Source organism: Pseudomonas sp. Root401 (assembly GCF_001425105.1).
In the GTDB taxonomy this organism is placed as follows: Bacteria; Pseudomonadota; Gammaproteobacteria; order Pseudomonadales; family Pseudomonadaceae; genus Aquipseudomonas; species Aquipseudomonas brassicacearum.
The window spans coordinates 456,051-469,772 of record NZ_LMDO01000001.1 but is presented as its reverse complement, the minus strand read 5'-3'; the positions used below and the strand labels follow the sequence as shown (position 1 = coordinate 469,772).

Genomic DNA, 13,722 nt, shown 5'->3' with positions numbered 1-13,722 from the left:
ATGGATCTGCTGTTACTCATGGCTAAACGCTCATGGCGCGCGCTGCTGGTGGCGACCCTGACGGGGCTGACCTGCGGCCTCGCGGCGGCCGGCCTGATCGCCAACATCAACCACAGCCTGGAGGTGTTCGATAAGCTGCGCCCAGTGGATGGCCTGCTCTTCGCCGGCCTGGTGGTGTTGGTCGCGGTGTCGCGGATAATCTCCGACATCAGCCTGCTGCGCCTGGGCCAGGCCGCGGTCAACGACATGCGCCTGCACCTGAGCGCCAAGCTGATCGACACGCCCTACGCGCAATTGCAGCGCCTGGGCAAACATCGCCTGCTGGCGATGCTCACCGACGATACGCAAACCATCAGCCAGGCTGTGGAGTTGGTGCCGATCCTGCTGGTCAACGTCGGGATCATCGTCGCATGCCTGGGCTACCTGGGCTGGCTCAGCATGCCGCTGCTGGGCCTGACGCTGCTGCTGATCGCCCTCGGTAGCCTGAGCTTTCACTGGCCGCAACGCCGGGCACTGACCTCGATTTCCCGCGCTCGCGAGCTCAAGGACCAGTTGTTCAATCAATACCGCCTGCTCACCGATGGCAGCAAGGAACTGCAACTCAACCATCCGCGCCGGCAGCACTTCTTCACCCGCCTGCTGATACCGGTGAGCCAGCAATATCGCCGCGATTTTGTCCGGGGCATGAGCATCTACGCCCTGGTCCTGAACTGGGGCAATGCGGTGTTCTACATGCTGATCGGCGTGGTGCTGTTCGCCGCGCCGCATTTCATCGACCTGGGCGTGAGCCTGGTCACCGGCTATATCCTGGCGATCCTCTACATGATCACGCCGCTGTCGGAACTGATGCACGCCTTGCCGACCCTCGGCCGGGCCAGCGTGGCGCTGAACAAGATCCGCGCCCTGGAAGGCGAGATGCAAACCGCCGACGAGGCCCTCGACACGATCTCGCCGACCCAGGTTCGCAGCCTGGTGTGCCGCCAGGTCACCCACACCTATTACCGCGAGCGCGAGGACGGTCATTTCACCCTGGGCCCCATCGACCTCTCCCTCAATGCCGGCGAAGTGGTGTTCATCACCGGCGGCAACGGCAGCGGCAAGACCACCCTGGCGCTGTTACTGACCGGGCTATACCGGCCGGAAAGCGGCGACATCATGCTCGACGAGCAAGTGTCTTCGAGCAATGACAACCACCATTACCGGCAGCACTTCTCGGCGATCTTTACCGACTTCTGCCTGTTCGAAAACCTGTTCGATGGCGACGATCCGCACCTGGTGAAACAGGCGCAGGACTACCTGGTGCACTTGCAACTGGACCACAAGGTGAAAATCGAGGAAGGCAAGCTGACGACGCTGGCGCTGTCCACCGGGCAACGCAAGCGCCTGGCGCTGCTCAGCGCGTACCTGGATGATCGCCCCTGCTATCTGTTCGACGAATGGGCCGCCGACCAGGACCCGGTGTTCAAGCACTTTTTCTACACCCGGATCCTGCCGGACCTGCGCGAGCGCGGTAAATTACTGATCGTCATTTCCCATGACGACGCCTACTTCGGCCTGGCCGACCGGCTGATCCGCATCGAACATGGCAAGCTCAGCGAAGTCGCCCCGCAGACTGATGCGATGCCGGTGGCCGAAATGCTGTCTTGAGGAGGCCCTGAACATTGTGGGTAATGCTGTTCACTTGTTCGGCCATCGTGGTTTAACGGGGCGTCCAGATCAAGATCTAAAGCAAAGCGAAAGCGGGGCATGTCCAGCATCTATGTGACTGCGCCACGGCTATCGCGAGCTGGCTCGCTCCCACAATGGGCCGCAGTGAACACAGAACTCATGAACACCCAAGATCACCTGTGGGAGCAAAGCTTGCTCGCGATGAGGCCAGCAAACCCAACATCCATGTGACTGAGCTACCGCCATCGCGAGCAAGCTTTGCTCCCACAGTTCTGATGGGTGTATGACCGGGAGAGCCAGGTCGGCTATAAGGCCGCCTCGGCGTGGACGTTGATCTCGGGCGCCCCGTTAACCACGATGGCCGAACGCAGGCATTGTGGACGCGCTCCCCCCTACCCATAGATGTAATGCAGGTAGCTCACCTGCTCTGCCACCGGCAGGCGGTGCAGCTTGGGGCAGGATTCGCAGAGCACTGGCGGTTGGCCTTCGACCGGCTCATGCAACTGGTAATGCAGGCAGCAATGCCGGCGCAGGGGCAAGCACGGGCAAATCTGCGGCGCCGGTGATTCGACCATGCGCTGCAGGCCTCGCAGCCTCAAGCGTCCGTTGTTCACCGTGACGTGTTCCAGCCACTGGTGCGCCTCGGCGAAGCCGTCCCTGGACAGGTCGGGGTCCAGCCTGGCGAACGCACCGTCCCAGATAGCGACGAAGTTGCCCCACAATATCTTCGGGGCCAGGCCACCGGCGGCGGCCAAGGTGCTGAACAGCGGCGCCAGGTGCTCGTGGATCAATCGCGACCAGTACGCGGCACGATCATCCGCGCCCAAGGCCGACAACCCGGTAGCCAGGCCCAGTGCCGCAGGTTGACCGTCATCGTGCAGCAGCGCGTCCTCGCCCCAGAACTCGATGGCGCAGTGACGCGTCAACACGCAGGCCAGGGTGGCCGGCAGGACAATGCTCATGTAGTTCATCGACCACTGCGAGACCACGGCGGCGCGGTTCACCCCCGGGTAACGCAGGGCAAACCGGCTCAGCAAGGGTTGCAGTACGGCAGGGTCGGCAAGCTGGCTCAACGCGATGGCAGGCTGGTCGCCAGGTGCCTGCCGGATAACCCGCTGTATCGGCGGCCAGGCCTGGTTAAGCCATTCTGGAAATTCGATAACGGGGCTCCCGTGGCTTTCCCTAATTAATGCAAACGATTAGCATTGGCTGATCCTATCCTCCCGCCCCTGCAAACTCAACGTCGTTAGCGACCAGGCTTACCAAGACCACATGCACACACTTCGTAATTTCTGGCGTCTCGCGCGGCCTTTCTGGGCCTCCGAGGAAAAGTACCCGGCCCTGTTGCTGCTGTTGGCCACCGTGCTGATGACCCTGTGCCTGGTCGGCGTCAATATCCTCACCAATTTCTGGAACCTGCACTTCTATAACGCCTTGCAGGCCTTGGACTATCACGGTTTCCTGATCGGCAGCCTGCAATTCATCCTGCTGCAGATCGGCACGGCCGCCTTTACCGTGGGCGCATTCCACTTCCAGCAAAAGCTGACCATCCGCTGGCGGCGCTGGGCGACCCGCAACATGCTCGATCAATGGCTGGGCAGCCAGCGCTACCAGAAGCTGAAGCAGACCGAGACCGACGTCGACAACCCCGATCAGCGGATCGCCGAGGACATCGACCTGTTTATCGTCAAGTCGCTGAAGTTGAGCCTGGGCCTGTTGACGTCGGTGGTGTCGCTGTTTTCCTTCCTGCATATCCTCTGGCAGGCCTCCAGCCTCGTCAGCGTGCCGTTCAACGACCAATCGATAGTCATTCCGGGGCTGCTGGTGTGGGTCGCCCTGGTGTATGCGCTGGCGGGCACCGGCTTGGCCTTCTGGCTGGGCCGCGCGCTGCCCAGCCTCAATTTCATGCAACAGCGGCGTGAGGCGGATTTTCGCTTCTCGCTCATTCGCCTGCGGGAGAATGCTGACTCGGTGGCGCAATACCGGGGCGAAGTCGTGGAGAACGAACGCTTCAACCATCGCCTGGAGGCGGCGCTGGAGAACTTCTGGGCGCTGGTGAAGAAACAGAAGCTGATCATGGGCTACTCGACCTTCTACTTGCGCAGCGCGACGGTCATCCCGATGTTCATCATGGCCCCACAGTTCTTTGCCGGCGCCTTTCCCCTCGGCCGCCTGACACAAATAAGCGCGGCCTTCGGCGAAGTGCACGCGGCCATCGCCTACCTGGTAAGCGTGTTCCCGGAACTGTCGGAATGGAAGTCGGTGATCGACCGGCTGGTCGGTTTCCAGGAGCGCCTGGATAACGTCGAGGTCAAGTCCCAGGTCAGGCACGAGCAACAGGCCAGCGGCCTCGACATCAAGGACCTGGACATCTGGCTGCCGAACGGCCGGCCATTGTTCAAAGGCTTCAACCTTTCCCTCAAGCCCGGCGACAGCCTAATGATCAGCGCGCCGTCCGGCTACGGCAAATCGACGCTGATCCGCACGATTACCGGGCTTTGGCATCACGCTCGCGGTTCAAGTAGCTATGACCGTGAGCGCGCCCTGACACTTTCGCAAAAACCCTACCTGCCGTTGGGCAGCCTGCGCGAGGCGCTGTGGTACCCCAAACCGCCCCGCCGCGAAGAAGATGCGGCGCTGCGCCTGATCATGGAGCAAGTCGGCCTGCAACACCTGGCCGATCAGTTGGAGCAGGAACGGGACTGGGCGCAGACCCTCAGCGTCGGCGAACAGCAACGCTGTGCATTCGTCCGGGCCCTGCTGACCCGCCCTGCGGTGCTGTTTCTCGACGAGAGCAGCTCGGCGCTGGATGCGGCAAACGAAGCGCGCTGCTATCAACTGCTCAAGCAAACGCTACCGGACACGATCCTGATCAGTGTCGGGCACAGCGCCTCCCTGGAGCACTTCCATTGGCAAGTCCTTGAATTGCGGGACGAGGCGCAGTGGGTGCATCGCAAGGTCAGACAAGCGGTGTAAGAGCGTAGAAGCGTAGGAACGTAGGAACGTAGGAACGTAGGAACGTAGGAGCGTAGGAGCTGTCGAGTGAAACGAGGCTGCGATCTTTCCAAGATCAATTGAGTCGAGAGCGAAAGATCAGATCAAGATCAAGATCAAGATCAAGATCAAGATCAAGATCAAGATCAAGATCAAGATCAAGATCAAAAGATCGCAGGCTTCGCCAGCTCCTACAGAGTCCAGCGAAAACAAGCCCCCCTTCCTGCGCGACACAACATCCCTGTTCACATACTGGCATGCAGGTTTTGTGGTCTATAGTTCCTGACAGATCCAGAGTTTCGCTCGGGCCATAGGAGCAACACCCCCTCGAGCCGTAACCATGTCGGATGCCCACCAGCCTTCGGTAGTGAATAATGCAGGGAGCACACCATGCCGATCCAGCGGCCTGAGACACTGAGGTTGGCCCCTGGCCCTGCCCATCATGCAGCGATTGATGGCGACACCGAGGCCGGCGTGTTTCGGTTCGGCTTCGACCAGGCCAAGGAAGCCTACATTCTGTTCCCGTTGCTGGCCGCGCTGCTGTTGCTGGCCATCTGGACCGCGACCCTGTACCTGATCAAGATTGAACATGCCCGCGCGCAGCAGAGCGCCGCGACGGCAAGCCTGGAGATGGGCGCCACCTACGAAGCGCAAATGTTGCGCGCCATTCACGAAATCGATCAAACCCTCAAGCTGGTCAAATACACCTACGAAGCCGAGGGTGAGCCCAATCCCCTGCGTCGGCTCCAGGAACGGGCCTTGTTGCCGCCGGCCTTGGTATTTGACGTCAGTGTGGTCAACCCGGACGGCAGGCTCGTGGCGAGCACGCGGGTCAACGACCGGGAAAACATCGCTGACCCGGATGAGCAGCAAACGCTGCGCCATAGCGACTCACTGTCCATCAGCCATCCGTGGAAAAGCCCGGTCACCGGGGAATGGCGCCTGCGCTTCAGCCGGCGACTCGACGCGACGGATGGCAGGCTTTCCGGGATCGCCAGGGTCGAGGTCGATGCGGCCTATTTCGTCAGCAGCTACGACGCCTCGAAACTCGGCGACCAGGGTGCGCTGGGACTCCTTGGCACCGACGGCATCTTCCGCGTACGGCGCACCGGGGAAATGGTACTGGCCGGCGATACAGTCGATTACAGCGCCGTGGTGCCAGACGCCGAAAACACCGAGGCCGTGCTCTCGGTCAATGGATGGGACGGGGTGCGGCGCTACACCAGTGCCCGCCAGCTCTATGACTTTCCGTTGGCGGTGATTGTCGGCTTGTCCGAGCAAGAGCAACTGGCCGCGGTGAACCAGCAAGCGCGTACCTATCTCTGGCGCGCCGCGGGCGGCAGCCTGGTGCTGGTGCTGTTGGTGAGCCTGCTCGCCCGGATGAGCTGGCAACTGGCGCAAAGCCGTTTGCGCGCCGCCGAAGCCCAGACGCAACTGGCCGCGGCCGCCCGCCAGGCCGGCATGGCCGAAATCGCCACCAACGTCCTGCACAACGTGGGCAATGTGCTCAACAGCGTGAATATCTCCGCCGACCTGGTCACCCGCAAGCTGCGCACCAGCAAGGCCCTGGGGCTCGGCAAGGCGGTGCAAATGATGAACGAGCATGCCGAGGATCTTGGCGACTTCATCTCCCATGACGAAAAAGGCAAGCTGCTGCCCGGCTACCTGAACCAACTGGTGGACGCGCTTGCAATCGAGCAACAGAGCATGACCGAGGAACTCGGCCAACTGACTAAAAGCGTTGATCACATCAAGGAAATCGTTTCCGCCCAGCAATCGTATGCGGGCACCTCCACCATTGCCGAAACCGTGCAGATAAAGGAACTGATCGAGGATGCCCTGCGCATGAACGCCGGCATCATCGCAGCGCGCCAGATAACCGTGGTGCGAAACTTTGCCGAAACACCCTTGCTGCTGTTGGACAAGCACCGGGTGCTGCTGATCCTGGTCAATTTGATAAAAAATGCCAGCAGGGCGATGGATGACAAGCCGGAGCTTGCCCATCAAATCATCCTTCAGAGTGAGCTGCACCCAGGAGACACCCTGGTGATCAAGGTCATCGACAATGGCGAAGGCATCGCGACCGAGAACCTGACACGGATCTTTGCCCACGGCTTTACCACACGCAAGGATGGTCATGGTTTTGGTCTGCACAGCTGCGTCCTGGCGGCCATGGAGATGGGCGGTTCGTTGGAAGCCCACAGCGATGGGCCGGGAACAGGGGCGACCTTTACGCTCAAATTGGCGATCTAAGCTACGCTTCGGTGGTTTCACGCAGCTTCAGCCAACGTTACAAGGAACAGACGAATGGCGATCCATGCAACGAGGTCACGTTGACCCTATGGCGACAAGACCCAATACCCTGGCCCTGGCCGTCGTGACGCTGTATGCCGGCGGGGCCAGCGCCGACGCAGCCGATACGTCGATGTTCTCGCTGAGCAGCTTCGGCACGGTGGGGATCGTCCACTCCAGCGAGAAAAAAGCCGACTTCACCTCCAGTATCTTCAAACCCAACGGCGCCGGTCATTCACGCAACTGGAGCGCCGACGTCGACAGCCTGATCGGCGCCCAGCTGACCGCTACGTTTACCCCGCAGCTGTCGGCCGTGGTGCAGGTCATTTCAGAGCAGCGCTACGACAACAGCTACCGGCCCTTTGTCGAGTGGGCCAACATCAAGTACCAGTTCACACCGGACTTCAACGCACGCATTGGTCGTACCGTATTACCGACTTTCCTGGTCTCCGACACTCGAAAAGTGGGCTACACCCTGCCCTGGGTGCGGGCGCCCATGGAGGTCTATAGCCTGGTACCGATTTCCAGCAGCGACGGCATCGATGGCAGCTACCGGTTTAATATCGATGAAATCACCGATACCGTGCAGGCTCACTACGGTCAGACCGACAGCCGACAGCCTGACGGCGCTGGCAAAGCATTGGCGAGAAATTTCTGGGGGATCACCAACACCACTGAGTTCGGCGTCCTGACCACGCGCATCACCTTCATGAAAGCCGACCTGACCCTGGAGCAGTTCAACTCACTCTTCGATACGTTCAGGGAGTTTGGTGCAGAAGGCATCGCCATCGCCGATCGCTACGACTCCGATCACACGCCCGTCGAATTCCTTGGAGCAGGCGCCAGCTATGATCCGGGTGACTGGTTCGTCATGAGCGAATGGGGGCGCCTCAATAGCCGTTCCGGTCTAGGCAGGACCAGCGCCTGGTACATCAGCGGCGGGTACCGCATTGAAGCGTTCACCCCCTATGTCACCTACGCTCGGTCCAAGACCGAAACAGAAGTCTCCAGCCCGGGCTTGACGACATCGGCCTTGCCACCGGAACTGGCGGGTACTGCCGCGCAGCTCAACGGTGCGCTCAACTCGGTCCTGGGCTCAAACGAAGGCCAGCAGACCCTTTCCCTGGGCGTGCGCTGGGATTTCACCAAAAACATGGACGCCAAGCTGCAATACGATCACACACGTTTCAAGGGCAACTCGGTCGGTCCGTTGATCAACCCCCAATCGGACTTCGAGCCTGGGGGCTCATTCAACGTCATCAGCCTAGCTGTCGATTTTGTATTCTGATGGAGCGGGCCATGTGGTTTGTGAGGCTCATCGGATTCGCCGCAGCGGGACTCGCCATGTGCGCAGCCAGCGCTGCCGTCAAGGCCGACGTGGTCGTGGTCGTCGCCACGTCCAGCCCGGTGAAAGCGCTCGCGCGTAATCAGGTGTCGGATATTTTCCTCGGCAAGACCAGTCGCTTCCCCGACGGCGGACAGGCAATTCCCATTGATCTGACGGAAGACTCGCCGACCCGCGATGAGTTCTACACAACGTTCACAGGCAAGTCTGCTTCCCAGCTCAAGGCGCACTGGTCGAAAATCATCTTTACCGGCAGAGGCCAACCGCCCCAGGCTGTTTCAAGCAGTGCGGAGGTCAAGAAGCGTGTCGCAGAGAACCCTGGCACCATTGGCTATATCGATGCTAGGGAGGTGGATGGCAGCGTCAGGGCGCTGCCGCTTGACCCGCAATAAGCACGTAACGCCGTTCACTTGAGAAAGCAGATGAATCTGTGGCGAGGGGATTTATCCCCGCTGGGCTGAGCAGCAGCCCTAAAATCTGAAATCCCAGTTTGCCTAGTAAATTGAATCGGCACTGTTGGGGCCGCTTCGCGACCCAACGGGGATAAATCCCCTCGCCACAATGAGTACGGACCTTTACGTATCGAGATCCGTGTCAGCCGCCTGGGCTTGCAGCAATACCTTGAACTGATCGGCGGGAACCGGTTTGTTGAAGTAGAAGCCCTGGAACTCGTCGCAGGCATTGTCGCGCAGGAAATCGGCCTGTTCCTTGGTTTCCACGCCTTGGGCCACCACAGTCAGGCTGAGCGTCCGGCCCATGGCGATAATGGCCTCGGTCAAGGCTTTGTCCTCCGACACGCTGCTGGTATCGCAGATACACGAGCGGTCGATCTTGATGACGTCGAGCGGAAACTGCTCGAGGGCAGAGAGCGAAGAATAGCCAATGCCGAAATCATCGATGGCGATGCGGACCTTCAGGTGCTTGAGCCCGGTCAACACGCTCAACGCTCTCTTGACGTCCTGCATGAGCAGGCTCTCGGCGATCTCCAGCTCCAGCAGACGTGCATCCATACCGGTTTCGGCCAATATCTCAGCCAGGTCCGTGAGCAGGTTCTCATCGGCAAACTGCCGTGCCGTGAGGTTCACGGCGATTCCCAAGTGCGGCAACCCCTGTTGCTGCCAGGCCACGTTTTGCTGGCAGGCGGTCTTGAGTACCCACTTGCCGATCGGCACGATCAAACCGGTCTCTTCCGCGACGGGGATGAACTGCATCGGTGCCACGACACCCAGGTCCGGATGATTCCAGCGCAGGAGCGCTTCCATGCCGGTAATGCGGCCACTGCCGATATCTCGCTTGGCCTGGTAGTGAAGCTGGAACTCGTGGCGCTCCAGCGCGTGGCGCAAGCTCAACTCCAGCGTCAGCCGTTCCAGTGAGTCCGCGTTCAGCTTCGCGGAGTAGAACTGGAAGTTGTTCTTGCCACGTTGCTTGGCCTGGTACATCGCGATATCGGCGTTTTTCTTGAGTGTCTGCTCGTCCAGGCCATCCTGTGGGAAGACACTGATGCCGACGCTGGCGGTCACCCGGAACTCCTGGCCCTGGAGGTTGAAAGGTCGGGCGATGGTGCCCAGGATTTTCTGGGCTGTGGTTGCCACGTCCTTGTCATCGGACAGCTCCGGCAGCAGGATCACGAATTCGTCGCCGCCCAATCGAGCCACCGTATCGCTGGTGCGCAGACACGTATTGAGTCGCAGTGCGACTTCCTTGAGCAATTGATCGCCGGCATCGTGTCCAAGCGTATCGTTGACTTGCTTGAAGCGGTCGAGGTCAAGGAACAGTACCGCCAGTTGCCGATGATAACGACTCGCCTCGCCGATGCTCTGGCTCAACAGCTTGCTGAACAGACTGCGATTGGGCAACGCCGTAAGGCCGTCGTGATAGGCCAGGTACTCGACATTTTCGGCGTAGGCAATTTTCGCTTCGCCAGCGCGCAGGCGGCTTTGCAGCAGTTGCCAGCTCATCCGGGCAAGCAGCCCCGCCAACAACACCAGCAACAGGCTGCCGCCCGCGGTCCGCCAGAGGTAGGTGCGCGCTTGCCGCTTCACCGTGGCCAGCTGTTCTTCTTCGGATAAGCCGACAATCACCGCCAGCGGAAAATCGTAGAGCTGACGGGCGCTGATATAGCGCCGCACACCGTCCGGCCCGTTGATCAAGCGTACGGCTTCAGCGTTTTCAATGTCTGGCACCACGGCGGCGTAATCGACCTCGTCGCCCGCCGATATCGCTTCGCCGCTGCGCCGTGCCCGAAAGACGCCGTCGATGCCCAGCAGACCGAGCAAGCCCTGATTGCCAAGCTTCGAGGTGTCATAACTGCTGACAAAATAGGCCGCATCGACTTCGACCATGGCAATCCCGGCGAATGCGCCATCCCCCGTGTCGAGCCGCCGGCTGAAACGCAATTTCCACTCCCCCGTCGCCGGGCTTTTCCACGGGCGGCTGATCGACAGTGCAGTGTCACGCCCCACCGTTTGCAGCTCATCCTTGGCGATCCGGTTTCCGACCTCGTTCGACTGGGTGCTGGCAACGACCAGGCCACTGGCATCGACCACGCTGACATCAAACAAGTAGGGTGAAGGCAGCAAGGCGCGTGCCTTGAGCTTGGGCAAAGGGTTTGGCTCGCGCTCGGACTCGTAGGTGTACTTGACGAGCTTGAGGGTCTGGTCGATTTCACGCACCGCCCGCAGGATCTGCGCTTCGTAGGTGGCGCCGATTTCCAGGCTCGCCTCGGCGATGCCCCGCTGCGCGCGGGCCTGTTCGAACTTGATCAGGTACAGGGTGCCTGCCCAGATGATCGACAGCAGCAGAACCGCCAGCAGCGGGAACAGAATGTAGGCTTCCTTGACCTGGTCGAAGCGGCGCCGAAACAGATCGCTCGCCGCATCGGACAGGGCGTTTTCACGAGGGGCAACATCCTGGGCCGACGTCAGTACACTCGCCCGTTGGATCGCCATGGTGTGCTCCCTGCATTGTTCACTGCTGACGGCCTGCGGGTATCCAACGCGGCAACGTTGCGAGGCGTCCGTGGTTCCTGATCGCCGACACTGAAGGGTTCCGGACCTACAGAAAACTATAGACCACAAACTGCGTCTGCCACTGCCAATCGGCACGTCGTCCGTGGCTTTGCGCTGGTTGTAATGACGAAGTGCAGTTGACTCCCCTGACTTATTGGTCCAGTTTTTAATACAACAGTGTCCTGCGGGTCTTTCATGCAGGACGCAATGCCTGATAAATCCCGTTCGTTAATCAAAGGGCCCCTGCCAGCCTATGAATGATGTACGTAGGACCTCCCCTGCCATTGAACGCCAATGGATGCCCCTGTGCCGTTGATTCCCCTGGTTGTGTGTGACGACTCCAACATGGCGCGCAAACAGGTGTTGCGCGCGTTGCCAACAGACTGGCCGGTTTCGGTCACCGAGGCGGTCAACGGGCGCCAGGCCATGGACGCCATACGCCAAGGCCTGGGGCAAGTGGTGCTGCTCGACCTGACCATGCCGGAGATGGATGGCTACCAGGTGTTGAGCGCCTTGCGCGCCGAGGGATTGCAGGCGCAAGTCATCGTGATTTCCGGTGACGTCCAGGACGAGGCGGTGCGCCGCGTGCTTGAGCTGGGCGCGTTGGCGTTCCTGAAAAAGCCTTTCGACGAAAACGAACTGCGCCAGACCCTCATCCGGGTGGGGCTACTGACCCAATCCGGCCAGGTGCCGCTGCAGAATCGTTCGGCCACGAACGCGGCCATCAGCTTTCACGATGTGTTCCGCGAGACGGTCAACGTTGCCATTGGCCGGGCAGCGGCCCTGATCGCCAAGGTATTGGGGGTCTTTGTGCAGTTGCCGGTGCCGAACGTGAACATTCTCGAGGTCGGGGAACTGCATATGGCGCTCAACGACGTCGGCAGCTCCCAGCAACTCACGGCCATCTGCCAGGGTTTCATCGGCAGCGGCATCGCCGGCGAAGCCCTGCTGATATTCCATGACTCGGAAATCGCCGACATCGCGCAATTGATGCAGCGCGAGAGCGCCGATTATTCGGACCTGGAAATGTTGCTGGACCTTTCCAGCGTCTTGATCGGTGCGTGCCTGAGCAGCATTGCCGAACAGATCGATGTGGTGTTTTCCCAGGGCCATCCGCAAATCCTCGGCCAGCACGCAGCCATCGAGGATCTGATCCAGGTCAACCGCAAGCACTGGAAAAAGACCCTGGCGGTGGAAATCAGCTACAGCCTGGAAGGGCATGATATTCGCTTCGACCTGTTGCTGCTGTTCACGGAAGACTCCATCGAACGGTTGACCCACAAACTCGCCTATCTGATGAGCTGAGCCATGAACGATTCCATCGATCTGAACGAGTTTCACTGGTTACTGGCCATCGTTCAGAGCATCGACGTCGGTGTCGTGGTGCTCGACCGCGAGTACCGCGTGCAGGTCTGGAACACCTTCATGGAGAACCGCTCCGGGGTGCAGCCCAAGGACGCCCACAATCAGCATTTTTTCACTCTGTTCCCTGAAATCGATCGCCAATGGTTCAGCCGCAAGGTGGAAAGTGTCGCGACCCTGGGCACGCCGGCGTTCACGGTCTGGGAGCAGCGCCCGTACCTGATTCGGTTCAAGAGCTACCAGCCGATCACCGGCCAGGAAGCGTTCATGTACCAGAACACCACGCTGCTGCCGCTGCGCTCGCCTGACAACACCATCAAGCACATCTGCCTGGTGATCTATGATGTCACCGACGTCGCCACCAACCGGCATCAACTCCAGGCCGCCAACGCGCAGTTGCAAAAACTCTCCAGCACCGATCGGCTGACGGGGCTGTACAACCGCGGTCATTGGGAAAGCAACCTGAAAGCCGCCTACGCCCGGCACCAGCGCTACGGCCATGCGTTGAGCCTGGTGATGCTCGATATCGACCACTTCAAGCGGGTCAACGACACCTACGGTCACCAGGCCGGCGACAAGGTCATCGAGCACGTCGCCGGGCTACTGCGCGAGCATGTGCGCGACGCCGACGTAGCCGGGCGTTATGGCGGTGAAGAGTTCGGCGTGGTGCTCTCAGACACCGACAAGGCCGGCGCGCAGATTTTCGCCGAGCGCCTGCGCAAGGCCGTCGAAACGCTGGAAGTGCACTACAACAACCAGGCGATCCGTTTCACCATCAGCCTGGGGGTGGCCGACCTGAGCCACCCCTCGAACGACCACGCCGACCTGATCGCCAGGGCGGACCAGGCGCTGTACACGTCGAAGAAGAGTGGGCGCAATCGGGTGACGATCCATGAATAGCCAGGCCACAACGGCTCCCTGTGGCGAGGGGATTTAGCGAAACGTCGCACCGCCCCGCTGGGCTCTGTAGGAGCTGGCGAAGCCTGCGATCTTTTGACCTTGATCTTTCCCTTCAGACTCAATTGGCAGTGGAAAGATCGCAGCCTCGTTGCA

The 13,722-nt window shown here is 60.5% G+C and carries 9 protein-coding genes; 7 read left to right on the top strand and 2 right to left on the bottom strand.

Features of this window, described 5'->3' with window-relative positions:
- On the top strand, window positions 1–1,647 hold the full coding sequence (locus ASC85_RS02015) for a cyclic peptide export ABC transporter (protein WP_057448034.1): 1,647 nt from the start codon (window positions 1–3) through the stop codon (window positions 1,645–1,647).
- 413 nt (window positions 1,648–2,060) lie between these two features.
- Here ASC85_RS02015 and fhuF read toward each other — a convergent pair whose 3' ends face one another.
- Window positions 2,061–2,741 (bottom strand): siderophore-iron reductase FhuF, encoded by a 681-nt coding sequence (gene fhuF, locus ASC85_RS02010; RefSeq protein ID WP_082534289.1) that lies wholly within the window; start codon window positions 2,739–2,741, stop codon window positions 2,061–2,063.
- A gap of 199 nt (window positions 2,742–2,940) precedes the next feature.
- Between fhuF and ASC85_RS02005 the strand changes: the two genes are divergently transcribed.
- The 4 genes from ASC85_RS02005 (at window position 2,941) to ASC85_RS01990 (ending at window position 8,691) form a co-directional block, all read left to right on the top strand.
- A complete protein-coding gene (locus ASC85_RS02005) occupies window positions 2,941–4,644 on the top strand; it encodes an ABC transporter ATP-binding protein/permease (RefSeq protein WP_057448033.1) in 1,704 nt (567 codons plus the stop codon).
- A gap of 408 nt (window positions 4,645–5,052) precedes the next feature.
- Window positions 5,053–6,915, top strand: a complete 1,863-nt coding sequence (locus ASC85_RS02000; protein ID WP_057448032.1) for an ATP-binding protein — start codon at window positions 5,053–5,055, stop codon at window positions 6,913–6,915.
- 88 nt (window positions 6,916–7,003) lie between these two features.
- Complete coding sequence (locus ASC85_RS01995; protein ID WP_057448031.1) at window positions 7,004–8,242, top strand: porin; 1,239 nt, start codon at window positions 7,004–7,006, stop codon at window positions 8,240–8,242.
- An 11-nt stretch (window positions 8,243–8,253) separates the two neighbouring features.
- Complete coding sequence (locus ASC85_RS01990; protein ID WP_057448030.1) at window positions 8,254–8,691, top strand: substrate-binding domain-containing protein; 438 nt, start codon at window positions 8,254–8,256, stop codon at window positions 8,689–8,691.
- Between the two features lie 183 nt (window positions 8,692–8,874).
- Here ASC85_RS01990 and ASC85_RS01985 read toward each other — a convergent pair whose 3' ends face one another.
- On the bottom strand, window positions 8,875–11,247 hold the full coding sequence (locus tag ASC85_RS01985) for a putative bifunctional diguanylate cyclase/phosphodiesterase (RefSeq protein ID WP_057448029.1): 2,373 nt from the start codon (window positions 11,245–11,247) through the stop codon (window positions 8,875–8,877).
- Between the two features lie 354 nt (window positions 11,248–11,601).
- Between ASC85_RS01985 and ASC85_RS01980 the strand changes: the two genes are divergently transcribed.
- The gene (locus ASC85_RS01980; protein WP_057448028.1) at window positions 11,602–12,612 is read left to right on the top strand and encodes a response regulator; all 1,011 of its coding nucleotides are present in this window, start codon (window positions 11,602–11,604) and stop codon (window positions 12,610–12,612) included.
- A 3-nt stretch (window positions 12,613–12,615) separates the two neighbouring features.
- On the top strand, window positions 12,616–13,569 hold the full coding sequence (locus ASC85_RS01975; RefSeq protein WP_057448027.1) for a GGDEF domain-containing protein: 954 nt from the start codon (window positions 12,616–12,618) through the stop codon (window positions 13,567–13,569).
- The last annotated feature ends 153 nt before the right edge of the window (window positions 13,570–13,722 follow it).